The organism is Bradyrhizobium ingae (genome assembly GCF_055791185.1).
Window position 1 is genome coordinate 14,644 of the sequence record NZ_JBVUBB010000022.1, and the last position, 23,759, is coordinate 38,402.

General features: G+C 64.4%; 22 protein-coding genes and 1 pseudogene. 9 read left to right on the forward strand and 14 right to left on the reverse strand.

Translation table 11 applies throughout. The features are described from left to right. Positions 1-43 precede the first annotated feature (43 nt). The 7 genes from flhA to ACV1FX_RS26790 all read right to left on the reverse strand — a co-directional run bounded on the left by flhA (position 44) and on the right by ACV1FX_RS26790 (position 6,861). Entirely contained in the window at positions 44-2,185 is a 2,142-nt protein-coding gene (gene flhA / locus ACV1FX_RS26760) for a flagellar biosynthesis protein FlhA (protein ID WP_473120562.1), read from the reverse strand. Positions 2,186-2,472: 287 nt separating this feature from the next. Continuing rightward, a complete protein-coding gene (locus tag ACV1FX_RS26765; protein WP_473120563.1) occupies positions 2,473-2,775 on the reverse strand; it encodes a copper-binding protein in 303 nt (100 codons plus the stop codon). A 15-nt stretch (positions 2,776-2,790) separates the two neighbouring features. Beyond that, positions 2,791-3,246 (reverse strand): cupredoxin domain-containing protein, encoded by a 456-nt coding sequence (locus ACV1FX_RS26770; RefSeq protein WP_473120564.1) that lies wholly within the window; start codon positions 3,244-3,246, stop codon positions 2,791-2,793. Between the two features lie 36 nt (positions 3,247-3,282). Beyond that, a complete protein-coding gene (locus ACV1FX_RS26775; RefSeq protein WP_473120565.1) occupies positions 3,283-4,605 on the reverse strand; it encodes a copper oxidase in 1,323 nt (440 codons plus the stop codon). Positions 4,606-4,618: 13 nt separating this feature from the next. Further along, on the reverse strand, positions 4,619-6,043 hold the full coding sequence (locus ACV1FX_RS26780) for a TolC family protein (protein ID WP_473120566.1): 1,425 nt from the start codon (positions 6,041-6,043) through the stop codon (positions 4,619-4,621). Positions 6,044-6,052: 9 nt separating this feature from the next. Further along, a complete protein-coding gene (locus ACV1FX_RS26785) occupies positions 6,053-6,340 on the reverse strand; it encodes a hypothetical protein (protein ID WP_473120567.1) in 288 nt (95 codons plus the stop codon). 77 nt (positions 6,341-6,417) lie between these two features. Beyond that, complete coding sequence (locus ACV1FX_RS26790) at positions 6,418-6,861, reverse strand: hypothetical protein (RefSeq protein WP_473120568.1); 444 nt, start codon at positions 6,859-6,861, stop codon at positions 6,418-6,420. Positions 6,862-6,982: 121 nt separating this feature from the next. Between ACV1FX_RS26790 and ACV1FX_RS26795 the strand changes: the two genes are divergently transcribed. Beyond that, entirely contained in the window at positions 6,983-8,272 is a 1,290-nt protein-coding gene (locus ACV1FX_RS26795; protein ID WP_473120569.1) for an MFS transporter, read from the forward strand. A gap of 973 nt (positions 8,273-9,245) precedes the next feature. Here ACV1FX_RS26795 and ACV1FX_RS26800 read toward each other — a convergent pair. Together ACV1FX_RS26800 and ACV1FX_RS26805 are read right to left on the reverse strand one after the other, a co-directional pair. Further along, positions 9,246-9,647, reverse strand: a complete 402-nt coding sequence (locus ACV1FX_RS26800; RefSeq protein ID WP_473120570.1) for a DUF4864 domain-containing protein — start codon at positions 9,645-9,647, stop codon at positions 9,246-9,248. Between the two features lie 13 nt (positions 9,648-9,660). Then, positions 9,661-10,296 carry a TetR/AcrR family transcriptional regulator gene (locus ACV1FX_RS26805; protein ID WP_473120571.1) on the reverse strand — a complete coding sequence of 212 codons (636 nt, stop codon included), beginning with the start codon at positions 10,294-10,296 and terminating at the stop codon, positions 9,661-9,663. Between the two features lie 240 nt (positions 10,297-10,536). Here ACV1FX_RS26805 and ACV1FX_RS26810 point away from each other — a divergent pair, with 240 nt between their 5' ends. From ACV1FX_RS26810 to ACV1FX_RS26820, 3 genes are read left to right on the forward strand one after another with little or no spacing between them, the layout of a single operon-like run. Then, positions 10,537-11,028 (forward strand): (2Fe-2S)-binding protein, encoded by a 492-nt coding sequence (locus ACV1FX_RS26810; RefSeq protein WP_473120572.1) that lies wholly within the window; start codon positions 10,537-10,539, stop codon positions 11,026-11,028. Then, positions 11,025-12,074, forward strand: a complete 1,050-nt coding sequence (locus ACV1FX_RS26815) for an FAD binding domain-containing protein (RefSeq protein ID WP_473120573.1) — start codon at positions 11,025-11,027, stop codon at positions 12,072-12,074. Before ACV1FX_RS26810 ends, ACV1FX_RS26815 begins: the two co-directional genes overlap by 4 nt. Further along, positions 12,067-14,328, forward strand: a complete 2,262-nt coding sequence (locus tag ACV1FX_RS26820) for a xanthine dehydrogenase family protein molybdopterin-binding subunit (protein ID WP_473120574.1) — start codon at positions 12,067-12,069, stop codon at positions 14,326-14,328. The genes ACV1FX_RS26815 and ACV1FX_RS26820 overlap by 8 nt, the downstream gene beginning before the upstream one ends. Before the next feature lie 15 nt (positions 14,329-14,343). On the opposite strand, the gene ACV1FX_RS26825 is transcribed toward ACV1FX_RS26820, so the two are convergent. Beyond that, entirely contained in the window at positions 14,344-14,892 is a 549-nt protein-coding gene (locus ACV1FX_RS26825; RefSeq protein ID WP_027552747.1) for a cupin domain-containing protein, read from the reverse strand. Between the two features lie 149 nt (positions 14,893-15,041). Here ACV1FX_RS26825 and aptA point away from each other — a divergent pair, with 149 nt between their 5' ends. The 3 genes from aptA to ACV1FX_RS26840 all read left to right on the forward strand — a co-directional run bounded on the left by aptA (position 15,042) and on the right by ACV1FX_RS26840 (position 18,273). Beyond that, the gene (aptA, locus tag ACV1FX_RS26830; protein WP_473120575.1) at positions 15,042-16,370 is read left to right on the forward strand and encodes an omega-aminotransferase AptA; all 1,329 of its coding nucleotides are present in this window, start codon (positions 15,042-15,044) and stop codon (positions 16,368-16,370) included. A gap of 73 nt (positions 16,371-16,443) precedes the next feature. Next, on the forward strand, positions 16,444-17,709 hold the full coding sequence (locus ACV1FX_RS26835) for a D-amino acid dehydrogenase (protein ID WP_473120576.1): 1,266 nt from the start codon (positions 16,444-16,446) through the stop codon (positions 17,707-17,709). A 117-nt stretch (positions 17,710-17,826) separates the two neighbouring features. Next, a complete protein-coding gene (locus ACV1FX_RS26840) occupies positions 17,827-18,273 on the forward strand; it encodes a GNAT family N-acetyltransferase (RefSeq protein WP_473120577.1) in 447 nt (148 codons plus the stop codon). Positions 18,274-18,281: 8 nt separating this feature from the next. On the opposite strand, the gene ACV1FX_RS26845 is transcribed toward ACV1FX_RS26840, so the two are convergent. The 3 genes from ACV1FX_RS26845 to ACV1FX_RS26855 all read right to left on the reverse strand — a co-directional run bounded on the left by ACV1FX_RS26845 (position 18,282) and on the right by ACV1FX_RS26855 (position 19,644). After that, positions 18,282-19,097, reverse strand: a complete 816-nt coding sequence (locus tag ACV1FX_RS26845; RefSeq protein ID WP_473120578.1) for an arylamine N-acetyltransferase family protein — start codon at positions 19,095-19,097, stop codon at positions 18,282-18,284. 126 nt (positions 19,098-19,223) lie between these two features. Beyond that, complete coding sequence (locus ACV1FX_RS26850) at positions 19,224-19,400, reverse strand: hypothetical protein (protein ID WP_473120579.1); 177 nt, start codon at positions 19,398-19,400, stop codon at positions 19,224-19,226. A 10-nt stretch (positions 19,401-19,410) separates the two neighbouring features. After that, positions 19,411-19,644, reverse strand: a complete 234-nt coding sequence (locus ACV1FX_RS26855) for a DUF6894 family protein (RefSeq protein ID WP_473120580.1) — start codon at positions 19,642-19,644, stop codon at positions 19,411-19,413. Positions 19,645-19,857: 213 nt separating this feature from the next. Here ACV1FX_RS26855 and ACV1FX_RS26860 point away from each other — a divergent pair. Together ACV1FX_RS26860 and ACV1FX_RS26865 are read left to right on the forward strand one after the other, a co-directional pair. Beyond that, positions 19,858-21,914: pseudogene (locus ACV1FX_RS26860) on the forward strand (PQQ-dependent sugar dehydrogenase). Further along, on the forward strand, positions 21,871-22,812 hold the full coding sequence (locus ACV1FX_RS26865; protein WP_473120581.1) for an SMP-30/gluconolactonase/LRE family protein: 942 nt from the start codon (positions 21,871-21,873) through the stop codon (positions 22,810-22,812). The pseudogene ACV1FX_RS26860 and the gene ACV1FX_RS26865 overlap by 44 nt, the downstream one beginning before the upstream one ends. 234 nt (positions 22,813-23,046) lie before the next feature. Here the strand turns inward: ACV1FX_RS26865 and ACV1FX_RS26870 are convergent, their stop codons facing one another. Continuing rightward, complete coding sequence (locus ACV1FX_RS26870) at positions 23,047-23,739, reverse strand: Crp/Fnr family transcriptional regulator (protein ID WP_473120652.1); 693 nt, start codon at positions 23,737-23,739, stop codon at positions 23,047-23,049. Positions 23,740-23,759 lie beyond the last annotated feature (20 nt).

Consider the following 23,759-nt stretch of genomic DNA (forward strand, 5'->3'; position numbering starts at 1 on the left):
TGGCGAAAAAACACGAGTGGAACCCAGGCAAATCAGAGGCAAATCAGATGCTTCCGACCGTTTTCAGCCGCGCCCGCGGATGGATTTCCGCCTGCGACAGCACGGTGGTTTGAGCCCGGAACCGCTCCACCAGGGAACGCACGAAGGGACGAATTGCCGCAGAGGTGACCAGCACCGGCGCCTCGCCCTCGCGCGCCGCACGTTCGAACGCTTCGCGCACGGCGGTCATGAACTCCGAGAGTTTCGAGGGCTGCATCGCCAGGCTGCGTTCCTCGCCCTGGCCGATGATGGATTCGGCAAAGGCTTGCTCCCACTTCGCAGACAATGCGATCAGCGGCAGGTAACCGTTGAACGAGGTGTTCTGCGCGCAGATCTGGCGAGCAAGGCGAGCGCGGACGTGCTCGACCATGGTCGAGGGGTTGCGCGAGAAGGCCAGGGAGTCGGCGATGCCTTCCAATATGGTCGAGAGGTCGCGGATTGAGATGCGTTCGGCGAGCAGGAGTTGCAGCACGCGCTGTATGCCGGATATGGTGACCTGGCTCGGCACGATGTCCTTGACCAGCTCGCTCTGCTCCTTCGGCAGCTCCTTGAGCAGCTTTTGCACCTCGCCATAGGACAATAGGTCAGACATATTCGTCTTGAGCAACTCGGTGAGGTGGGTGGAGAGCACCGTCGCGGCGTCCACCACGGTGTAGCCCTTGAGCGAAGCCTCCTCCTTGAGGCTGGCATCGATCCAGGTCGCGGGCAGGCCGAATGTGGGCTCGGTGGTGTGAATGCCCGGCACCTGCACCTGGTTGCCTGCGGGATCCATCACCATGAACTGGTTCGGCCAGATCTTGCCCGTGCCCGCGTCGACCTCCTTGATCTTGATGATGTAGGTGTTGGCCTCGAGCTGGACATTGTCGAGGATGCGGACCGACGGCATCACAAATCCCATCTCGATGGCGAGCGAGCGGCGCAGCGCCTTGATCTGCTCGGTGAGGCGGTCGGTGCCGTCCGGTCCGTTGACCAGCGGCAGAAGCGCATAGCCGAGCTCGATCTTGAGGTCGTCGATCTTGAGCGCTGCGGAGATGGGCTCCTCGGCCGCGGCGGCGCCGGGCACGCCCGGCGTTCCCGAGGTGGGCGCTGCCTTGGCGGCTTCCTCGGCCCGTGCGGTGGTCCGCTTGTGGTTGCGCGCCGACCAGGCCAGCGCGCCGGCGCCGGCGCCGAGCGCGAGGAAGGGGATGGTCGGGATGCCCGGCAGGATCGCCAGCACGATCATCACGGCCGACGACATCGCGAGCGCCTGCGGATAGCCGGAGAACTGCTTCATCAGCGCCTTGTCGGCCGCTCCGGAGACGCCGGCCTTGGAGACCAGCAGGCCGGCCGCGGTCGAGACGATCAGCGCCGGCACCTGGGTGACGAGGCCGTCGCCGACGGTCAGTAGCGTGTAGCTGCGCCCGGCGTCGGCGAAGGAGAGGCCCTGCTGCGCGACGCCGATGATCATGCCGCCGACGACGTTGATGAAGACGATCAGAAGGCCGGCGATGGCGTCGCCGCGGACGAATTTCGAGGCACCGTCCATTGCGCCGAAGAAGCCGCTCTCGTCCTCCAGCGCCTTGCGTCGCTCCTTGGCGACCTTCTCGTCGATCAGGCCGGCGGACAGGTCTGCGTCGATCGCCATCTGCTTGCCGGGCATCGCGTCGAGGTGGAAGCGCGCCGCGACCTCGGCGATGCGGCCCGAACCCTTGGTGATGACGACGAAGTTGACGATGATCAGGATGGCAAAGACGATGATGCCGATGACGAAATTGCCGCCCATCACGAAGCTGCCGAAGGCTTCGATGACGTGGCCCGCCGCATCCGTGCCCTCGTGGCCGTGCGACAGGATCAGGCGGGTCGAGGCCATGTTGAGCGAAAGCCGCAACATGGTCGAGATCAAGAGGATGGTCGGGAAGGCGGAGAATTCCAGCGGCGCCTGGATGAACAGCGAGGTCATCAGGATCAGGATCGAAAGCGTGATCGAGATCGCCAGGAAGAGGTCGAGGACGAGCGAGGGCAGCGGCAGGATCAGCACCACCAGGATGGTGAGGATGCCGAGCGCTAGCGCGATGTCGCCACGCTTGAGGATGTTGCCGATCTCGGCGAGGGAGGGGAGGCCGGGCTTGGGGGCGCCTACACCTTGACCTGCGGTGACGTCGACCATGGTTGCTGCCTCCCCCCGCGATTGGCGCCCACGCGCGCCAAACGTCTGCGCGGCGGCCGATGGGCCACCGTTCCGAAAGTGAGGCACCGCACTGGCGTCCACGGGAGCTCCCGTTCTACGCGGCCGACGACACTCGACTTCACCCGGCAATTTTTGCCCGGTGTATGGTTAGCAAAAGGTTAACGGGAGGGAGGAGAAGGGGCGAAACTGGCTGTTTCAGCCCGTCATTCCGGGCTCGCGCCAAGAGGTGCGCCCCGGATTGACGATAGTGGGGATGCCCGGCGCCCTTACTTCGCCTTCTGCATTTTCGTCACCGTATACCCCGACGCTGCCTCCTCGGCCTCGAAGGTGACCTTGTCGCCGACCTTGACCTGTTTCAGCATTGCCGGCTCCTTGACGCGGTAGACCATGGTCATCGGCTCATCCATGCCGAGGCTCTTGGCCGGGCCGTGCTTCAGCGTGATCTTGCCCGCGCCCTCGTCGATCTTCTTGACCTCGCCGCTGATCGCGGCGCCCTCGGCCGCGAGGGCGACGAAATTCAGGCTGATGCTCAGCGCCAGCGCGGCGACGATAAGGATGATCCTGCTCATGGGAAACTCCAGTGCTCACTTCACGATGACGCGGCCGACCATGCCGTAGTCGCGGTGATCGAGGATCAGGCAGGAAAATTCGAACGTACCGGCCTTGGTGAATTTCCAGACGATCTCGGCCGTCTTGCCCGGCGCCAGCCGCACGCCGTTGGGGTCGTCGTGCTCCATGTGCGGATGCTTCTTCATCACCTCGGCATGTGCGAGATTCTCCTCCGTGGTGGCGAGCAGGAATTCGTGGTCCTCCTTGCCGACGTTGCGCAGCACGAAGCGGATCTGCTCGCCGTGCCTGACGGTGATGCGCGAGGGCTCATAGGCCATCTCGCTCAGCGCGATCTCGATGGTGCGTGCCGGCTTGCTGGGATCGCCGGGCTCGCCGGCCGAAAAGGTCTCATGTGCGTGATGCTCGTGTGCAAACACGGGCGCGGCCAAAAGCGGAAGTGCCGCAAGTAGTAACGTTGTCGTCTTCTTCATCTTGCTCTCCAGTGGGTAGTTCATCGAAACGCTTGTTCACATCTTCTTCGGCGTGTTCTGCTGCCGCGCCGGCTCCGCGGCAGGCGAGGCGACCTCATAGGCGACGGTGCCTTGCGGGAATTGGTAGGGGCCGGGATCGCTGTAATCGTCGCGCGCGAGGTCCTCGCGGATCTTCATCACCGTGAACATGCCGCCCATCTCGATCGATCCGAACTGGCCTGAGCCGGTCATCATCGGCAGCGTGTTGTCGGGTGCGGGCATCTCCATGTTGCCCATCGCCATGCCCGACTGACCCATCACCATGGCGTCGGGCGCGAGCTTGCCGACCGCACGCGCGAGATCCTTCTTCGAGACACCGATGAGGTTGCGCATGTCATGACCCATCGCGTTCATCGTGTGATGCGACTTGTGGCAGTGGAGCGCCCAGTCGCCGGGATTGTCGGCGAGAACGTCGAACACCCGCACGGCGCCGACCGGCACGTCGGTCGTCGTCTCCGGATATTGCGCGCTCTCGGGAATCCAACCGCCGTCGGTGCAGGTCACCGAAAAGCTGTGGCCGTGCAGATGGATCGGATGGTTGGTCATGCTGAGATTGCCGATGCGCACGCGTACCTTGTCGCCGAGCCGCACGGCTAAGGGATCGATGCCGGGAAACACCCGCGCATTCCAGGTCCACATGTTGAAGTCGGTCATCTCGTTGACCTTCGGCAAATAGGTGCCGGGGTCGACACGATAGGTGCTCATCACGAAGACGAAGTCGCGATCGACGGGGCGGAAATGCTGATCGCGCGGATGCACGACGACCATGCCCATCATGCCCATCGCCATCTGCACCATCTCGTCGGAATGCGGGTGGTACATGAAGGTCCCGCTCTTCTTCATCTCGAACTCGTAGACGAAGGTCTTGCCGGGCGGGATGTGCGGCTGGTTGAGCCCGCCGACGCCGTCCATGCCGCTCGGCACGATCATGCCGTGCCAATGCACCGTGGTGTATTCGGGCAATTTGTTGGTGACGAAGATGCGGACCTTGTCGCCTTCGACCGCCTCGATCGTCGGGCCCGGCGACTGGCCGTTATAGCCCCAGAGGTTGACCTTCATGCCTTCGGCGAACTCGCGCACCACGGGCTCGGCGACGAGGTGGAATTCCTTCCAGCCGCCGTTCATGCGAAACGGCAGCGTCCAGCCATTGAGCGTGACGACGGGGCGATAATCCGGCCCGCTGGCCGGATGCAACGGCGGCTGCATCACCACCTTGTCCATGTGCGGGGCTTCCGGAATCGATGCGGCCTGGACGCGGCCGCTGATCACCGACGCGCTTGCAAGCGCGGCGCTGCCCAAAAATCCTCGGCGGGAAAACATGTCGGCCTCCATCTCAGTGTCCGCCATCGGCAGCCGCTGCCGCGGCGATGGTCGTCGAATTGTCGCTGCCGTCCGCGGGTAGACCGCCGCCGTTGACGACGCTCTGCAACTCGGACTGCGCAAGGAAGAATTTTTGCTTCGCGTCGATCGCCCCGCGCAGCGAGGCAAGGCGCTGGCGTGCCTCCGTGAGCAGCGCGAAAATATCGACCTGCATGCTGGAGAAGCGGAGCTGCATCTCCTCGGTGATGATCTTGCGCAGGGGCAGGATCTCGCGCTGGTAGTGGCTGGCGATGTCATAGGCCGAGCGATAGACATGGTAGGCATCGCGCGCTTCGGAGCGAACGTTGACGGCCCGTTCGGTGAGGCGATTGAAGGCGAGGTTGTAGGTCTCGGCCGCCTGCCGGACGCGTACCTCGCCGCCGTCGAAGATCGGGATCTGGAACTGCACGTCGAAGCCGCGCTCGCGGAACGGCGCGCCTTCCGGCTCCTGCGTGCGGCGGGAGATGCCGGCAAGGTCGAGCAGCGTGACGAAGCGCGTCGCTTCGGTGAGATTGAGCGCCTTTGCCAGCGCCGTGAGCTCGAGCCGCGCGATCTGCAAATCAATGCGATGGGCCACCGCATCGGCCTCGATTGAGGGAAGCGCCAGCGGCCGGTGCGGCAGCGGCGGCAACGCGTTGGGCAGGCGGAAGTCGAGGCCGTCGTCCCACAGTCCCATCAGCCGCGCGAGCCGTTCCCGCGCACTCGTCGCCGCCTGGCGGGCGGTGGCGAGATCGGCGGTGGTCTCGGCATAAAACACCTGCTCGCGGGCCTGATCGAGCTTGCTGATCGATCCGGTCTCGCCAAGCTTCACAGCGAGCTGCGCAGTGGACTCCGCCGTCGACTTCGCGTCCACCAGCAGCGCCACCATCTCATTGGCGGCAACGGCGCGGACATGGGCACGCCGCACGTCCGCGGCGAGCCGTAGCGTTGCCAGTGCCGCGCGGAGCTGCGCCTGATAAAAGCGGTCGCGGGCGATGTCGGAGCGGAACGGCAGCGTCGCCAGCGCTAGGATATCTCCGACCACCTGGCGCTCGACTTCGCTGGCGCCATTGCCCGAAATCCGCGAGACCGAAAAGACCGGATTGGGCGGCAGGCTTTGCTCGACGAGATCGGTCTCGGCCAGCGCCAGCTCGCTATAGGCCGCTTGCAATCCCCTGTTGTTGAGCAGCGCGATCTGCACGGCGGCATCCGCGCTCAGCGTGCGCGAGAGCAGGCGGCGAATGCCGTCGTTGACCGCGTCGGCCCCCTCGGCCGTCCGAACGAAAGCGACATCCTTGTTGATGGTCCGGCTGGTCAGGTCCGCAACGGTGCTCATGCCGCTGTCCGGTGAGAACGCGGCGCACCCGGAAAGGCCAAGTGCGGCGAATGTGAGCAGGCTGCGCGCGAATGGGTTTGCCATGGCGCGCTCCTATTGGTCTGACTTCGCTGGCGGCGCGACACTGTCGTTGCGCTCGCGCCATGGCGAGGCCGTCGCCGGCCGCAGGCTGCTGTAGGGCGCAATCGTCGAGCGGTAGCCGGCGGGCGCGACTTTCACCGTCGGGTCGGCGGGATCAGCGCTCGCCAGCGGCGCGGTCGTCGCGGGCATGCAGCCCGACAATGCGAGCGCCGTTGCGGCCAGGATCGGCCGGATGAATCCAAAGCGCCGTCCGCGCGCCGTAGATACGGCGGCAGACTTCGCCCCGAGAAGCGTAAGCATGGGTAATCCCTGATCTGTCTGATGACCACGAGCCCGCGCGCGCAAAAATGCGCGAGGCCTCACGTCGTGACGTCAGGTCAGGCGATGGGAGGACGGTAGAGCAGGGGCGGCGCCTCGCTGTGCAGGCTGACCGCGATCTCGGGCGCACAGGCAGAGATTGGCTGCACCGGCTTGGCGACGTCGGGCAGGGCAGCCGGCAGCGCGCTCGCGCACATCATCGCGCAGCAGGGACCGGGTGTGCCCTTGCCGTCATGATGATGTTGTGCGGGTGCATCCTGCGCGCCGGTCTGGTGATGCGCATGCGCCGCGGCATGATCATGGCCGCCGTCGGCGTGCATCCGACTCGCACCCTGATGATGCTCTGGCATGAGAGCGACCATCTGCAAGTCATCGCCAAAGCACGGAGCCGGTCCGCTGCCCCAGGCAAGCGCTGCTGCCGGTGCAAGGACGCAGAACAGATAGACGAGGGCGACGAACCGCCCCACCCTGATCCGCATCGATCGCGTCAATTGCAACAACATCTCGTCGACATGCCCATTGCGCGGCAATGATGCACACGCAGATTGCAAACTAACGGCAAAGCACGGTTCCGCCAAGTCGTTCTTACCGCAGCGCACCGTGCATGCCCAATATCGCTGCATAATGCTTGACCGCAAGGCGGCCAGCGAAGAAGGTCGCGCCGTGCACGCGCCAAATCACCCGCAACGACCGGCCGGCTTCACCCCTGATTCGCGTCAGGCGTGGGTGCGGCTCGTGCTTGCGCTCGTGATCGGATCGATCGGCGCGGTCGGAATGTGGGCGGTCGTGGTCGTGATTCCGGTCGTGCAGGCCGAATTCGCAGCCACGCGCGGCGCGGTGTCACTGGCGTTCACGCTCATGATGTTCGGCTTCGGCCTTGGCGGGGTGATCGCGGGCAAGATCACCGATCGCTTCGGTATCGTGCCGGCGATGACGATCAGCATTGCCTTTCTCGGCGTCGCCAACGTGCTGGCCGGGCTGTCGACCATGCTCTGGCAGTTCGTGGCCGTGTATTTCCTGATCGGGCTCGGCACGTCAGCGACCTTCGCGCCGCTGATGGCGGAAGCGTCGCACTGGTTCGAGCGCTATCGCGGGCTTGCCGTGACGATCGTCGCAAGCGGCAATTATATCGCCGGCGCGATGTGGCCGCCGATCGTGAATTGGGGCGTGCAGACCGCCGGCTGGCGCATGACTCACATTGGAATTGGCATCGTCTGCGCCAGCGCGATGACAATGCTGGTTCTGATCCTGCGCGCCCAGATCGGCGACGACAAGGTTCGCAATCACGCGAACGCGCCGCCGCCGCGCGTCGATCTCGGGCTGTCGACCAACACGCTGACGGTGCTGCTGTCGATCGCCTCGATCTCGTGCTGCGTGGCGATGGCGATGCCGCAGGTCCATATCGTCGCCTATTGCGGCGACCTCGGTTACGGCGTGGCGCGCGGCGCGGAGATGCTCTCGCTGATGATGGGCTGCGGCATCGTCAGCCGGATCGGCTCCGGCTACCTCGCCGACAAGATCGGCGGCATTCCCACGCTGCTGGTGGGATCGATCGCGCAATGCTTCGCGCTCGTCTTCTATTTGTTCTTCGACAGTCTGACCTCGCTCTTTCTGATCTCCGCGATGTTCGGCCTGTTCCAGGGCGGTATCGTGCCGAGCTACGCCATCATCGTGCGCGAGGCTATGCCGGCAAGCGAAGCTGCGACCCGCGTCGGCATCGTGATCTTCGCCTCCGTGTTCGGCATGTCGTTCGGCGGCTGGATCTCCGGCCTGATCTTTGACGCCACCGGCTCCTACGCCGCCGCCTTCGCCAACGGCGTAGCGTGGAACGCGCTGAACATCGGCATCGTCGTGCTGCTCCTGATCCGCTCGCGGATGAACGCGGCGAAGGCCGGCGAGCGGTTTGCGACCTGACGGCCGGCGACGACGCCGACGGCGCTCCTCAATCGAATTTTGAAAAAACGCCCCTTGCAAAGTAGGAGACGTCTGCAGATGAGGCGATGCTGATTGGCCGAAACCAACTCGATGTGTCGGGCAAAGCGGGGGTGAAAGATGGTCATCGCGCAATCTGCAGACGACGGAAAGGGCCCCTGAGTATGGGGCCCGCAGGCCTTGCGCAGGGTCAACACTCACGTCGGCTATTTGAAGGGCTCGTTATGCTCAGCGTATTCCGAGTTTGCCCCGTTTGCGGACTATCCGCCGGATCGCCTAGTCCTGAGACGCTCGCAAACGTATTCAACGCTCTCCTCGATCGAAATCTTCGAGGTGTCCAACAACTCGAATCCGCCCGCCTCAGCCTCGCTCCGAAGAAATTTTGCCCAATTCATCATATCGGGGTTGGCCAGATCCGGCTGGTTGCGTTCGTTGCAGAGGCGATGCGTTCGGGTAGCATCGTCACAGTGCACTAACACTATGCGAGCCTCTGAAATTCCGGCAGTTGCCAGCCCCTCCATTATGAACGACAGGCGCATCTGGCCTTCAAATAGAGTAGGGAGAGCATCACGTTCTCTCGCGATCCGAGCCAACCACTCAATAGTCATCGCGCGCTGCCATCCGCCTCCTGGCCCCCATCCCGACCCCCACCCCGCTAAACGTTCCTCCGGTGACGGCACCCCAATGCTATCAAATCGGAACACGCGAGTTCGCTCCGCATATTGCTGCTCTATTCTTTCTGCAATTGTCGTTTTCCCAGAACCCGAAGCACCTGTAAGAATGACTAGCCCCATCGTCGCCACCTCATATGCGTCCTCGACATCTGGGTGCAAACGGTACTGTGATTGATCTGTTGCAGCAACTTCCGGGCTGGCCCCTCTGGGACCTCATGTAATGGCGGCATCTGCGTCGCTGTCGAAAGTTAAACGGACATGGCGGACGCGAGAGTCCACGCCTAAACCGCTTGCCCCGCCTTCAGCAGCGAGCATCCCGTGATCTTGTAGCTGCCGTCGCTCTGCTGCTCGAGCGTGTAGAGTGCTTCCCAGGCTTCACCATTGGCATCGATGATGTTGACGTGCTGGCCGATCCAGTCGCCATCGACCTTGGTCTCGCCGAACTCAAAACTCCTGTGCCGGTAGATCGGCGCGTAGGCATTCTCGACCATCGCCATGAAGATGTCGGCGGCCGGGAAGATCCTCTTGATCGAGGGGGCTGCGTAGGAATAGGCGGCCGCGGCATCGTCGCGGGCAAAAGCCTGCTCCTGGGCGCGGATCACGCTCTTGGCGGCTGCGATGTCGTCGGCCTGCACGGCCGTAAAACTCAGGAGTAACGTGATCAGCAACACCGCGATGCGCATCACTGGCTCCGTATTATCGTTTTTTTCTTGCCGCGGGTTTTGTCTTCTTGATAGTCGCGCGCGGTGATCTCTGGGGCTGCACGCGAAGCCCGTCGATGAAGACGTCGAGAAGCTTTAGGGTAGTCGATTGCCAGCCGGGTTGGTCGTGCATGTAGCACATGCCGAAGAAGGCGCGCAGCAGGTCCTCGGGACTGATGTCGGCCCGCATCTGGCCGGCTGCAACCGCGCGATCGAGCAGTGAGCCGATGGCTTTGGTCAGACGCTCGAACGAGAAAGCATGCAGCTCCGACCCGCTCTGCACCGCAAGTGCAAGCGCTGCCGACATGCCTTTTTTGGTCGTGACGAATTCGACATTGGAGCGCAGCCAGCGCCGCAAGGCGTCGACCGGATCCTTTGCACTCCTGAGCTGTTCGGCGAGCTCGCCGAGTTGCTCGACCTCGCGGCGATATACGGCCTCGAACAGCGCCTCGCGCGTCGGAAAATGCCGATAGAGCGTGCCGATGCCGACACCGGCGCGTTTTGCAACGGCTTCCAGGCTCGCCTCCGGCCCGCCGGCGCTGAACACGGCTTTCGCAGCTTCCAGCACGCGCTCGCGATTGCGTACGGCGTCGGCGCGGGGCTTTCGGATGCTGTCGACCTGATCGTCCATGCAGACCAATCTAGATCACGATCTGGTTAGATTGAACCCTTCGCGTGAGGCATCGCGTTGTTTGCACACGGGGTTTTGACGAATTCCAATATTTTTCGGTTGCTCTTGTTAAACGGAGGCAGCCTCCGTATCTTCGCTGACACGTCGCTTCGGATCGTGTGTGAGCGGCGTGGATCGACGGTGGCCACGGCGGTGGCGCGCCGAGCGATCACTCATGTCCCCATCTGATCGGAGCCCTGTATGACTCACTCCATCAGCCTCACCGTGAACGGTGCCCGGCGCGATTTCCAACTCGATGATCCCCGCGTCACGCTGCTCGATCTCCTGCGTGAGCGCCTGCAGCTGACCGGAACCAAGAAGGGATGCGACCGCGGCCAGTGCGGCGCCTGTACGATCCTGGTCGACGGCAGGCGGATCAACTCGTGCCTCGCGCTCGCCATCAGCCACGACGGGGCCGACATCCTCACCATCGAAGGCGTTGCACGCGGCGACCAGCTTCATCCCGTGCAGGCCGCCTTCATCGCCCATGACGGTTTCCAGTGCGGTTTTTGCACGCCCGGCCAGATCATGAGCGCGATCGGAATGATGCGGGAAGCGCAGGCCGGCGATGATCCTGAACGCATCAGGGAATGCATGAGCGGCAATCTCTGCCGCTGCGGCGCCTATGCCGGCATCGTCGATGCCGTGCTCGAGGTGCAGACCAGTGAAGCCAACCAGAGGCGCTCCGCATGAAGCCGTTCGATTACGTCAGGCCCGCGACCATTGCCGAGGCCGTCACCGCCGCTGCGCAGCCCGGCGCGACCTATCTTGCCGCCGGCACCAATCTGCTCGACCTGATGAAGGGCGGCGTCAGCCGTCCCGATCGTCTGGTCGATGTCACGCGTCTGAAAGGACTCGACCGGATCGAGCATCTCGCCGACGGCAGCCTGCGCATCGGCGCGCTGGTGCGCAATGCCGACCTCGCGCATGACAAGGCCTTCGCAACGGCCTACCCGGCAATCGCCGAAGCGCTGTTGTCGGGCGCCTCCGCGCAATTGCGCAATGCGGCGACCGTCGGCGGCAATCTCCTGCAGCGGACGCGCTGTGCGTATTTCTATGACTCCGCCAGCCGTTGCAACCGGCGCGAAGCCGGCAGTGGTTGCGACGCCCGCGGCGGCGAGAACCGGCTGCATGCGGTGCTCGGCTGGAGCGAGGGCTGCATCGCCACCCATCCCTCCGATTTCTGCGTGCCGCTGGTTGCGCTCGATGCCATCGTCGAGATCGAAGGCAAGGCTGGCCGGCGCGAGCTGCCCCTCGACACGCTGCATCGCCTGCCGGGGGCGGCGCCCGAGCGCGAGACGGCCCTCGAATCCGGCGATCTGATCGTGGCAATACGCCTGCCGGCCACCGCCCGCGATTTCGCAGGCCATGCGCGCTATCTCAAGGTTCGCGAGCGTACCTCCTATGCCTTTGCCGTGGTGTCGGCCGCGGCGGCGTTACAGATCGAGCACGGCAAGATCAGCGAAGTGCGGCTTGCGCTCGGCGGCGTCGCCGCAAAGCCCTGGCGCGCCCGCGCCGCGGAAGCGGTGCTGAAAGGTGCCACGCCCGAGCCGTCCGCTTTCCGCGAAGCGGCACAAGCCGCGCTCGCCGATGCAAAGCCATCCGGCGACAACGCCTTCAAGATCGAGCTCGCGCGCCGCATCGTCGTACGCGCGCTTGCCCTTGCCGCCGCCGGCACGCCCGCGCGCATTCCGGCGCTGCCGGCCTCTCCCTTTGCTACCGGAGCCCTGCATGCCTGAGATCAGCCTCACTTCTGCGCCCGTTCACATCCGCCACGGCTCGAACATGGGCCAGCCATTGACCCGCCGCGACGGCGTCCTGAAGGTCAAGGGGCAGGCCGTCTACGCCGCGGACCATCATCCGCCGGGAATGCTGTTTGCTGTGATCGCGGTGTCGAGCATCGCGCGCGGCCGCGTGACGTCTCTCGATGTCGCGGCGGCCAGGAGCCACAAGGGCGTGGTCGACGTCATGACGACGAAGCACAAGCCTGAGCTCGCGATCGATCCTGACATCAAGACCAACCCGTTCGTATTCCGGATGGAAGTCCTGCAAAGCGATGAGATCCGCTACCCCAATCAGCCGATCGCCGTCGTGATCGCGCAGACGCTGGAGGCGGCGACCGAGGGTGCGGCGCTGCTGGCGCCGCGCTACGAGACGCTGAACCCTCGCGTCGGTCTCGATGCCGGCGAAACCTTTGCGCCGCCCGTCGTCGGCGTCGGGAATCCCGCGCAGGTGCAGCATGGCGATATCGATGCCGGGCTTGCCGCGGCTGACAAGCGGATCGAGGCGACCTACGAGACGCCGCCTCAATATCACAACGCCATGGAGCCGCATGCGATCGTGGCTAGCTGGGACGGCGACACGCTCTCGATCGATACGCCGAGCCAGGCCATGGTGATGGCGCGCGCCCGCGTCGCCGAACTGTTCGCGCTTGCGCCGGACAAGATTAGAATCCGCAGCCCGTTCCTCGGTGGCGGCTTCGGTTCGAAGGGATTTTTGACGGGACCGCAGATTCTCGGTGTCATGGCGGCGAAGCTGGTCGGCAAGCCGGTGAAGCTCGTGCTGCGCCGCGAGCAGATGTATGGCCCGGTCGGGCATCGCGCACCGACGCGGCAGCGGTTGCGGATGGGCGTCGACGCGGACGGGCGCTTCACCGCGATCGATCACCATGCGAAGACGGTGTCGAGCAGCTACGACGATTTCTACGAGCCTGCGGCCGACGCCTCGCACACGCTCTACGCCAGTCCTGCGATCAGGACCACGCATGAGGCCGCGCGCGTCGACACCGGCACGCCGCTGTTCATGCGCGCGCCCGGTGAGGCGAGCGGATCGATTGCGCTCGAAAGCGCGGTCGACGAGATGGCGCTCGCCTGCGGCATGGATCCGCTGGCATTTCGCCTGAAGAACTATGCCGAGGTCGAGCCGACCACCGGCAAGCCTTTCTCCTCGAAGGCACTACGCGCCTGCTATGAGCAGGGCGCGGCGCGCTTCGGCTGGGCGAAGCGGCCGCTTGCGCCACGGCAGATGCGCGATGACTCCGGCCTCCTGATCGGCTGGGGCATGGGCACCGCGACCTTCCCGGCGCTGATGTTCCAGGCGGAGGCGCGCGCGGCGATCCGCAGCAATGGCACCGGCGTGATGGAGATCGGCGCCCATGACATGGGGCAGGGCGCCTGGACCGCGCTCGCGCAGATCGCCGCTGATGGCCTCGGCCTCGACGTCGATCGCGTCGACTTCCGCTCCGGCACCTCGGACATGCCCGATGGCGGCATCGCCGGCGGCTCGGCGCACACGGCGACCGCGGGCAGTGCGATCCACAATGCCGGCGCAGCGGTGATCGCCAAGCTTGCCGATCTCGCCACCCGGGACGAGCGCTCGCCGCTGTTCGGCGCCGGCAATGCCGGCGTGATCGCGCGCGACGGAAAACTGTTCCGGCGCGACGATGAGAGCCGCGGCGAGAGCTATGCCGACATCCTCGCGCGTGCCGGCCTTGCCGAGATCGATGCGCACGGCACCGGCGCACCGAACCCGACGGCGCAAACCGACTACGCCATGCATGCGCATGGCGCGGTCTTTGCCGAGGTGAAGATCGACCCGGAGCTCGGCCAGATCCGCGTCTCGCGCATGGTTGGCGCGTTTGCGGCGGGCCGCATTATCAATCCGCATCTGGTGCGGAGCCAGCTCCTCGGCGGCATGATCTGGGGTCTGTCCTTTGCGTTGCACGAAGAGGCCATAACCGATCGGCGAACGGGGCGGATCATGAATGCCGATCTCGGCGAATACCACATTCCCGTGAATGCCGACGTGCCGCCGATGGATGTGCTGACGGTCGAGGAGCACGATCCGCACGTCAACGCGCTCGGCATCAAGGGCGTCGGCGAGATCGGCATCACCGGCAGCGCCGGCGCGGTGGCGAACGCGGTGTGGCATGCGACAGGCGTGCGCGTGCGCCGTTTCCCGATCCGGATCGAGGAGCTGCTGACGCCGCTCTGACAAATCGCTGTTCGCTCAGAACGTCGGTGGCGTACAGGCCGAGATCACCTCGCACGGCTTGCCGCCGACGCAGCGGAAGCGGTGTGGTCGGCGGCTTTCGAAGTAATAGGCGTCTCCGGGATTGAGGATGCGCCGCTCGTCTTCGACGGTGACCTCGAGCTTGCCGGAGATCACGACGCCGCCTTCCTCGCCGTCATGCACCAGGGGTACGCGGCCGGTGTCGCTGCCGGGCTCGTAGCGCTCTTTCAGGATCTGCAGGCTCCGGCCGAACAGATTGTCGCCGACCTGGCGGTAGGAGATCGGCTTCTTGCCGACCTCGGTCAGCTCCTCCGCGCGATAGAAGATCTTGCGCCGCGTCTCCGGCTCCAGCGCGAAGAACTCGGCGAGCCCCATCGGAATGCCGTCGAGGATGCGCTTGAGCGCGCCGACGGACGGGTTCATCTGATTGGATTCGATCAGCGAAATCGTCGAATTGGTGACGCCCGATCGTTTGGCGAGCTCGCGTTGCGACAGCTTGTGGCGCGCCCGGATGAATCGCAGCCGTCCACCGATGTCGACGCTCATGGCCCAGATCCCTGTTGCAGGTGTTGCGGATCGCGCAAATATGGACCGACCGGCCCAATCAAATCAATGGCTTGCGGTCACGCAGAAAAGGACTTGTTGCGCTATCAAAGCCGTGGCTCTGCTAGTCTGTCAGCAAAGGAGCGGCGCGCGTGACCCTTCATCAGATTCCGAACACCATCAAGACCGATTCGCACTGGATGCCGTTCACGGCCAACCGCCAGTTCAAGAAGGCGCCGCGCCTGTTCTCCTCGGCCGAGGGCATGCATTACACCACCGTCGACGGCCGCAAGGTGGTCGACGGCTCGGCGGGCCTGTGGTGCGTCAACGCCGGGCACGGCCGCAAGCAGATCGCCGCTGCGGTCGAGAAGCAGCTCATGACGCTCGATTTCGCGCCGTCCTTCAACATGGGCCATCCGCTGGCGTTCGACTTCGCCGAGCGCCTCGCCGAGATCGCCCCGAAGGGGCTCGATCGCGTCTTCTTCACCAATTCCGGCTCTGAGTCGGTCGACACTGCGCTCAAGATCGCGCTCGCCTATCATCGCGCCACCGGCCAGTCGAGCCGCACCCGCCTGATCGGCCGCGAGCGCGGCTATCACGGCGTCGGCTTCGGCGGCATGTCGGTCGGCGGCATGGTGGCGAACCGCCGCGCGTTCGCAACGCACCTGCCGGGCGTCGATCACATCCGCCACACCCATGATCTTACCCGCAACGCCTTTGCCAAGGACCAGCCGGCGCATGGCGCCGAGCTTGCCGATGATCTCGAGCGCCTCGTCGCGCTGCACGGCGCCGAGACGATCGCCGCCGTGATCGTCGAGCCGGTGCCGGGCTCGACCGCGGTGCTGCCGCCGCCGGTAGGCTATCTCAAGCGCCTGCGCGAGATCTGCGACAAGCACGGCATCCTTCTGATCTTCGACGAGGTCATCACCGGCTTCGGCCGCTTGGGTACGCCGTTCGCCGCCAATTTCTTCGGTGTCACGCCGGACCTGATGACGACGGCCAAGGGCATCACCAACGGCACCGTGCCCTGCGGCGCCGTGTTCGCGAGCCGCAAGGTTCACGACGGCGTCATGACCGGCCCGGAGGGACAGATCGAGCTGTTCCACGGCTACACTTATTCAGCGCACCCGGTGGCCTGCGCCGCCGGCATCGCGACGCTCGACATCTACAAGGATGAGGGCCTGCTCACCCGCGGCGCAGGGATTGCCGACTACTGGCGCGATGCGCTGCATTCGCTGAAGGGATTGCCGAACGTCGTCGACATCCGCAATTGCGGCCTGATGGGCGCGGTCGAGGTCGCGCCGCGTGATGGCGCTGTCGGTGCGCGTGGCTATGACATCATGGTCGATTGCTTCAACACGGGTCTTTACCTGCGCATGAGCGGCGACTCCTTCGCAATGTCGCCGCCCCTGATCGTCGAGAAGAGCCACATCGACCAGATTGTCTCGATTCTCGGCGACGCCATCAAACGCGTGGCCTGATAATTGCTCTCGCGGTTCTCGACCAGTTGTTCTTGCTAGCGGCGCGACAAACGCCGCGGGAGTGGTGTGAAACGTGAAAGTCCTGATCCTCGGCAGCGGTGTCATCGGTGTCACCTCTGCCTACTACCTCGCACGCGCCGGCCATGAGGTGACGGTCGTCGACCGTCAGCGCGAGCCGGCGCTCGAGACGTCCTTTGCCAATGCCGGCGAGGTCTCGCCCGGCTATTCCTCGCCGTGGGCAGGCCCCGGCGTGCCGGTGAAGGCGATCAAGTGGCTCCTGATGAAGCATGGTCCGCTGGTGATCCGGCCCAAGGTCGATCCCGTGATGTGGGTCTGGCTGCTCAAGATGCTGCGCAACTGCACGTCCGCGCGCTATGCCGTCAACAAGAGCCGGATGATCCCGATCGCGGAATATAGCCGCGACTGCTTGCGCGATCTGCGCCGGGACATCGGCATCCAATATGACGAGCGCTCCAAGGGCACGCTCCAGCTCTTCCGCTATCAGGCCCAGCTCGACGGCACGGCTGAGGACATCGCCGTGCTCAAGCAATATGGCGTTCCCTACGAGGTGCTCAATCGCGAGGGCTGCATCGCGGCCGAGCCTGCCCTCGCCGGCGTGAAGGAAAAGTTCGTCGGCGGCCTGAGGCTGCCGGAGGACGAGACCGGCGACTGCCACATGTTCACGCAGGCGTTGGCGGCCGAAGCCGAGAAGCTCGGCGTCCGATTCATGTTCAACACGTCCATCGATGGCATCGTTGCGGACGCCTCGCGTGTCACCGGCGTTGCGACCGGCGCCGGCCTGTTGCAGGCGGATGCCTATGTCGTCGCGCTCGGAAGCTGGTCGTCGCGGCTTGTTGCTCCCCTCGGGATTTCTCTGCCGGTCTTTCCGGTGAAGGGCTATTCGATCACGGTGCCGATCACGGACGCCTCCGGTGCTCCGGAATCGACCGTGATGGACGAGAGCTACAAGGTCGCGATCACCCGGCTCGGCAATCGCATCCGCGTCGGCGGCACCGCGGAAATCTCCGGCTATTCCGACAAGCTGTATGCAGCGCGAAGAGCCACGCTCGATCATTCGGTGACGGATCTCTTCCCGCGCGGCGGCGATCTCTCCAAAGCCACGTTCTGGAGCGGCCTGCGGCCGATGACGCCGGACGGCCCGCCCGTGATCGGCGCCACGCGCTATTCGAATCTCCATCTCAACACCGGCCACGGTACGCTCGGCTGGACCATGTCCTGCGGCTCCGGCCGCGTGCTCGCAGACATGCTCTCGGGCAAGAAGCCGGACATCGACACCAGCGAGCTGACGGTCGATCGCTACGCGCATCGGTTTGGGTAAGGCTTTATCCATTCGTCATTGCGAAGAACGGAGCGACGAAGCAATCCAGACTATCTCCGCGGCAAGATTCTACGGAGGTTGTAGTACATTTGCGGCAATCAACAAAGGATCCGGTAAATGCAGATGGAACAGTCGTTCGCCGACTACGAGATATCGACCGATCCGCACCGCCTGGACCTGGACGTCATTTACAAATTCCTGGCGGAAGACAGCTATTGGGCGCGCGGGATCCCGCGCACCGTTGTCGAGCGCGCGATCGAGAATTCTCTCTGCTTTGGTGTGTACCATCGCACGCAGCAGGTTGGCTTTGCCCGGGTCGTCACTGACAAGTCGACATTCGCTTTGCTTGCAGACGTCTTCATACTCGAGACCCATCGCGGCAAGGGACTGTCCAAATGGCTGATGCGCTACGTCGTCGGTCACGACAACCTGCAAGGTCTGAGGCGTCTTCTCCTCGTGACCCGCGACGCGCATGGCCTGTATGGCCAGTTCGGATTCGAGCCGCTCGGAAGCCCGTCCCGCTTCATGGAGGTCCTGCGGCCGGACGTCTACCGGCCGTCCTGACGGCTGCGCTATCCTCCAATCCTCGAAAAGATCTCCGCGATCGGCACCGGCGGCTCGACATTGAACGTCTCGCGCAGCACCTGGCCGAGCTCGTCGGCGTTGTCGATCGCGCGCTCGCTTTTCAGCTCGCCGTCGCGTCCTTCGATCCTCAGCCGGCGGTTGGCGAGCTTGTAGCGCGTATCCGCTGCGACACGCTCCATGATCAGCGTGCTGGTGAAGGGCGGGATGGAGCTCGTCGAGGTGAAATAGTTGCCGAGCTCGTAGTCGGATTGAAGCTGTGGGACCAGGTCGAAGACATACATGGTCCGCCAACCGCTGGGCTGTTTCGCACTGATCGAGAACAGGCCATCGGACTCGCCGATGCGGTAAGTGCCCATCGCGGTACGCTGCTCGATCTCCGTGCGGAACTGCAAGGGGCCATCCATGATGCAGACGCCGAATCCGACATCGGCGATGTAAGGACCCTCGGGCAGGTCGACCTTGAGCAGCATATGGACCTTTGGACCAAACGGACTGTCGGGTGGCGACATCCAGCGCACCCGGGCGGCAAGGCCTGTGACGCTGAAGCCGATGTGCTCGAGCGCCGCCTTGAACAGCGCATTCTGCTCGAAGCAATAGCCACCGCGCCGGGAGTCGACGAGCTTGGCCTGCACGGCCGGCAGATCGAGGTGGACCGGCCGGCGCAACAGCGGATTAAGCCCTTCGAACGGGATCGCATCGACGTGCGCGCTATGGAGTGCCGTGAGGGTCGCCAGATCCGGCTTCACCGCCGCGCCATGGCCGATGCGCGCCAGGTATTTGTCCAGGTGGAATTCATTCGGCATGAAATGGTCCCCGCTGCCTGAAACGGCGGGCAGGGTAGACAAGGCCGTTTCCGGTTGAAAGCTCTAATCGTGGCGGGAAAGGGCGGGACCGGGACGGACGACGTCCCTCGATCCGGTGGGCGAGGCTCAGAGGCTGCCGTCTGGCCCGCGGTTGCCGTGCTTGGCGTGCCATTTCGGCCCCGGGCCGCGCATGTAATGAAGCTCGGGACGGTAGGGGCTGCCCGCGAGCTTCACCAGCGCCTGGCACCGCGTGGCGATCGCGGAGACGTGGTGGCGAAGCAGCGTGAGCGAAGCGATCCGCATGGCAATGTCCTCAGTGCGCCTTGCCGAGCATGGAGCTGAACGGCAGGTCGAAGATCTCCTCGCCGTCATCGTCGCTGACGTGCAGGATCCAGTCGCGCCAGTCTTCGTCGCCGGGCACCATGATCATTGAGCGCATGATTTGCGCGGCGCGGTCGCGGGCCTCGGTCAGGTTCGAAACGGCGGTGCCGCGCCGGTCGATCAACATGCCGTCAGTATTCGAGCAATGAAAATAAACTTGGACCATAGCCGTCTCCTCGAGAGAGCGATCCGGGTGTAATCAACCCATAACATTCTGACGTTGCCGGAAATATTCGGGTTCAACCCGGTAAGGGAATTTACGGATGTTCCGATTCACGGGACGGTGAGCGCGTTACCGATCCTTAACCTTCGGCTGGACGGCCCTGCTTTGGCATGGAACTCTTGGTTCGCTAAGGGGAGGGGGAAGTCCTTGCAATTCATGGGAAGTGCCTGCGGCCGGTTGCGCGCGCTCGCTGGGGCTGTGCTGGTTGCCGGTCTCGGCTTTGCGCCGACGGCATCGTCCGACCCGATCCGGAAAAGCGGCTATGCGATCGGCACGGATATTTGCGGCAGCGGCGACCTCGCCTTCCCGAGACTCAAGATCGACCTCCGGCAAGGGTTTTGCGCGGGTCTCGTCGCCAGCGAGGAGGACCATCTCAAATTCCCGCGATCGATCGTCCAGATCCCCGGCCATGAGCTGTTCGTGGTCGCCGACATGGGCGGCTGGGGCCACACCGATGGCCGTCTGCTGCTGCTCGATCCCCGCGCAGGCGAGGGCAAGCGGATCAAGGAGTTGCTCACGGGGCTCGAATATCCCTTTGGTCTGGCGATCGGCCCCGACAAGAAAATCTATGCGTCCACCGACGAGACGGTTTTCCGCGTCGATCCGCTCGCCGACAATCCTCGAAGCACGGTCGAGACCATCCTCCATCATCTGCCGGGGCGCCGGCTGACGCTGCCTGACGGCACCAAGCTCGAGGAGAGCGCCCATCCGCTCAAGCAGTTCGCGTTCGACCGCACCGGGCGGCTGTTCGTCAATGTCGGCTCCCATAGCGACGACTGCATCAGCCATCTGCCAATCACGCGGCCATGTGCGCCGGCGGAAGGTGCCTCGGCGCTCGCCGCGATCTGGATGTTCACGCCGCCTTCAGGGGGCGTCTTCCCCGCATTGAAGCCCAACGATCCCGATCCGCAGCACGAGGTCTATGCGCGGGGCTTGCGCAACTCGATGGCGCTGGTGCTGCACCCGCAGTTTCCCGATCCCGGATACGCCTTCCTGCAAGGCGAGAATGGCCGCGACCTGCCCGATGTCTTCAAGCCGAACGAGGAGATCAACGCGAGCCGGGCAAGCACTATGGCTGGCCCTATTGCTACGACCTCTCGACGGCGAGCCCGGAATTCAGGCTGGTGCTGCAATCGGGCCGCTACAAGAACCTCTGCACCAACGGCGCGCTCTACAGGCAGCCGATTTCGCTGCTGCCGCCGCACGGCGCGCCGCTGGGAATGCTCTACTATCACGGCCAGAAGTTTCCGGAGCTGGAAGGCAGGCTGCTGATCGCCCTTCATGGCTATCGTCCGACCGGCAGCCGTCTCTTGATCTATGACGTCGACGACCACGGCTTCCCCAAGGTGAGCCCGCCGCCGGTCCGCTACCATGTAAGCTGCGCCGCCGAGCCGACGCGCAGCTTCCAGACCGACGCGGGCGAGGTCGCGGCTGCGCCCTTCGAGGAACTGATCGCCGGCTGGCACCGCGTCAACGGTGCGCGGCCGCAGGGCGCGCCCGTCGGCATCACCGTTGCGGAGGACGGCGCGATCTGGCTGGTCGAGGACAAGAACCAGACCGTGATCCGGATCGATCGCGCCGATGGCAATGCGCCGGAACCGCTCCCCTGCGACATGCGCATCGCGGCGCAGATCGACCAGCTCGCCGCCTTCGTTGCCAAGGATGCGCAGAACAGGGATCGGCTCTCGGCGCTGCGCAAGGGGCTCGTGGAGAAGCATTGTGTCGGCTGCCATTCGGATTTCGGACTGAAGCAGGGCCAGTCCGACGCCGAGAAGGACCAGATAGTGCTGCGCTTCATGTTGTCACAGGATGGCTGGATCTTTCCCGGCGATCCCGGATCCGGGAAGCTGCGCACGCGCCTGCGCGGGATCGGCGCCGAGAAGCTGATGCCGCCGGGCGGCGAAGCGCTGGCGAAGACCGAGCCTGGCTATGCGCGCCTGCTCGACTACGTGGATTCGCTGGTTGCCAACATGGTTCCGGGAACACGCATGCGTATCAAGCCTGGCCCGCCGACGCGCAAGTTCGTCGCGCGCAGCGGCAAGGAATGCGGCGAAATCCCGGCTGCCAAGGTCGTCGTCGTGACACAAAGGACCGCTGTAGACAAAGCCGGCTTCAGCCGGTTCTACCGCCCAGCCGATCAATATCTCAACGGCGAATGCACCGACGACGATGGCTACTACATCCAGCAGAACGATCTGGTGCCTTTGCAGTAGCGTGCTCCTGGCGATCGCCGCGCAGCCGGCCTTTGCCGAGATGAAGCTGTTCGAAAGCGCGCAGGTGACGCCGGCGGGCGAGTACACCTTCGGCATCGAAGGGCCGGCCGTCGATCGCGACGGCAATCTGTTCGTGGTCAATCTCGGCAAGCCCGGCACGATTGGCAGGTTGCCGGCGGGCGGTGCGGCTTCCGAGACGTTCGCCGAGCTTCCGCAAGGCAGCGTCGGCAACGCCATCCGATTCGATCGCGACGGCACCATGTTCGTCGCCGATTACAAGGGGCACAACATATTCGCGCTTCTCAAGGGCAGTGCGGAGCCGCAGCTGTGGTTTCATTCCGACGAGCTGAAGCAGCCCAACGACATCACGATCGCGCGCGACGGCACGATCTATGCGAGCGATCCGAACTGGAAGGCACGCGAGGGCCATGTCTGGCGCATCGCCAAGTTGACGGACGGATCAGTGCAGGGCCAGCTCATGACGGCGCCGCGCGCGATGGGCACCACCAACGGCATTGATCTCAGTCCCGACGGCAAGACGCTCTATGTCGGCGAATCCAACAGCGGCGAGGTCTGGTCTTACGCCATCCGCGGTTCGGAGCTCACCGAGGCGAAACTGATCAAGACGTTCCAGCCCGACACCATCGACGGCCTGCGCACCGACGTCAGCGGCAGGCTCTATGTCGCGCGCATTCTCAAGGGCACGATCGCGATCATGAAGCCCAATGGCGCAGTCCAGCGCGAGATCTCGCTGAAAGGCAAGGAGCCGACTAACCTCGCCTTCGGCGGCGACGACGGCAAGACAGTCTTCGTCACGCAGCGCCAGGGCGGATTCATCGAGGCCTTCCGCACCGATCAGCAGGGCCGCGAGCATTGCCTGCAACGCGGCCGTTGCTGAACTACGATTCGCGCTGCGTGCAGGGCACGCAGCGGCGCCGCGCTTGCATCGTAGCGTCGCCGGGATCAAGACATCATCCGATCCCGATGCGATGGAGCCACCCACGTGAAAGCCGTCTATGGCGAATTGTGAAGCGTTTTTCCCTCGCGATAGGCGCGGAACGCGTTTGCGCGGAGATCATGCACAAACAACAATCTAGAGCCCGATGATGATGCATCTCAATCTCATCGCGCTTTAGTCCTTGAACAGGATCTTCTCCAACAGGTCGATCCTCTTGATGCGGATCACGCTGCCGTCGATGGCGATGATGCGGCGGTTCTGGAAGCGCTTCAGCATCATGGTTACCCATTGCCGGGTTGAGCCGACCATGGCTGCGATCTGGTCATGGGTGATCTTGCGGTCGATGACGATCGTATCGCCGTCGGGATTGCCGTGAAGCTCCGACAGGTTGAGGAGGAGCTGGGCCAGCCGCTCGATGACCGATCGCGTTCCCAGCATCTGCGCCATCGACGAATAGCACTTGCCCTTCGCGATCAGCCCGTCGATCAGCGCCAATGCGAAGGTCGGCATGTCCGTGAGCAGCTTCGCCAGCGCCGCGCCCGACAGGACCGTGATCTCGCAGGACTCGATGGCGATGCCGGACCACATGTGGATGCCGCCGCCGGAGATCTCCGGTCCGCCGATGAAATGCCCGGGCGTCCAGTAGGCCAGCGTGATCTCGCGTCCCGACGGCGCCGTGTAGTAGACGCGCACCTGACCGCGCCGGATGATGAAGATGCCGTCATGCCCCTCGCCCTGGCCGAAGACCATGGCGCCCTGCGGCACGAGGACGGTCCGGCCGGCGGCCTGGACCCGCGCCTTCTGTGCAGCCGACAGGCGGTCGAGAAATTGCGCGCCGACGTTCAGGCCGTCGACAGTCTCGCTCATGAACAATGCCGAAGCATTTG

Excerpts from the sequence above, each read along its gene's own strand:
- ACV1FX_RS26775 (WP_473120565.1), bottom strand. The coding sequence starts at position 4,605 with ATGTTTTCCCGCCGAGGATTTTTGGGCAGCGCCGCGCTTGCAAGCGCG.
- ACV1FX_RS26780 (WP_473120566.1), bottom strand. The coding sequence starts at position 6,043 with ATGGCAAACCCATTCGCGCGCAGCCTGCTCACATTCGCCGCACTTGGC.
- flhA (WP_473120562.1), bottom strand. The coding sequence starts at position 2,185 with ATGGTCGACGTCACCGCAGGTCAAGGTGTAGGCGCCCCCAAGCCCGGC.
- ACV1FX_RS26840 (WP_473120577.1), top strand. The coding sequence starts at position 17,827 with ATGCAGATGGAACAGTCGTTCGCCGACTACGAGATATCGACCGATCCG.
- ACV1FX_RS26855 (WP_473120580.1), bottom strand. The coding sequence starts at position 19,644 with ATGGTCCAAGTTTATTTTCATTGCTCGAATACTGACGGCATGTTGATC.
- ACV1FX_RS26790 (WP_473120568.1), bottom strand. The coding sequence starts at position 6,861 with ATGTTGTTGCAATTGACGCGATCGATGCGGATCAGGGTGGGGCGGTTC.
- ACV1FX_RS26810 (WP_473120572.1), top strand. The coding sequence starts at position 10,537 with ATGACTCACTCCATCAGCCTCACCGTGAACGGTGCCCGGCGCGATTTC.
- ACV1FX_RS26820 (WP_473120574.1), top strand. The coding sequence starts at position 12,067 with ATGCCTGAGATCAGCCTCACTTCTGCGCCCGTTCACATCCGCCACGGC.
- ACV1FX_RS26815 (WP_473120573.1), top strand. The coding sequence starts at position 11,025 with ATGAAGCCGTTCGATTACGTCAGGCCCGCGACCATTGCCGAGGCCGTC.
- ACV1FX_RS26865 (WP_473120581.1), top strand. The coding sequence starts at position 21,871 with ATGGCTACTACATCCAGCAGAACGATCTGGTGCCTTTGCAGTAGCGTG.
- ACV1FX_RS26845 (WP_473120578.1), bottom strand. The coding sequence starts at position 19,097 with ATGCCGAATGAATTCCACCTGGACAAATACCTGGCGCGCATCGGCCAT.
- ACV1FX_RS26850 (WP_473120579.1), bottom strand. The coding sequence starts at position 19,400 with ATGCGGATCGCTTCGCTCACGCTGCTTCGCCACCACGTCTCCGCGATC.
- ACV1FX_RS26805 (WP_473120571.1), bottom strand. The coding sequence starts at position 10,296 with ATGGACGATCAGGTCGACAGCATCCGAAAGCCCCGCGCCGACGCCGTA.
- ACV1FX_RS26765 (WP_473120563.1), bottom strand. The coding sequence starts at position 2,775 with ATGAGCAGGATCATCCTTATCGTCGCCGCGCTGGCGCTGAGCATCAGC.
- ACV1FX_RS26825 (WP_027552747.1), bottom strand. The coding sequence starts at position 14,892 with ATGAGCGTCGACATCGGTGGACGGCTGCGATTCATCCGGGCGCGCCAC.
- ACV1FX_RS26785 (WP_473120567.1), bottom strand. The coding sequence starts at position 6,340 with ATGCTTACGCTTCTCGGGGCGAAGTCTGCCGCCGTATCTACGGCGCGC.
- ACV1FX_RS26770 (WP_473120564.1), bottom strand. The coding sequence starts at position 3,246 with ATGAAGAAGACGACAACGTTACTACTTGCGGCACTTCCGCTTTTGGCC.
- ACV1FX_RS26795 (WP_473120569.1), top strand. The coding sequence starts at position 6,983 with ATGCTTGACCGCAAGGCGGCCAGCGAAGAAGGTCGCGCCGTGCACGCG.
- ACV1FX_RS26870 (WP_473120652.1), bottom strand. The coding sequence starts at position 23,739 with ATGAGCGAGACTGTCGACGGCCTGAACGTCGGCGCGCAATTTCTCGAC.
- ACV1FX_RS26800 (WP_473120570.1), bottom strand. The coding sequence starts at position 9,647 with ATGCGCATCGCGGTGTTGCTGATCACGTTACTCCTGAGTTTTACGGCC.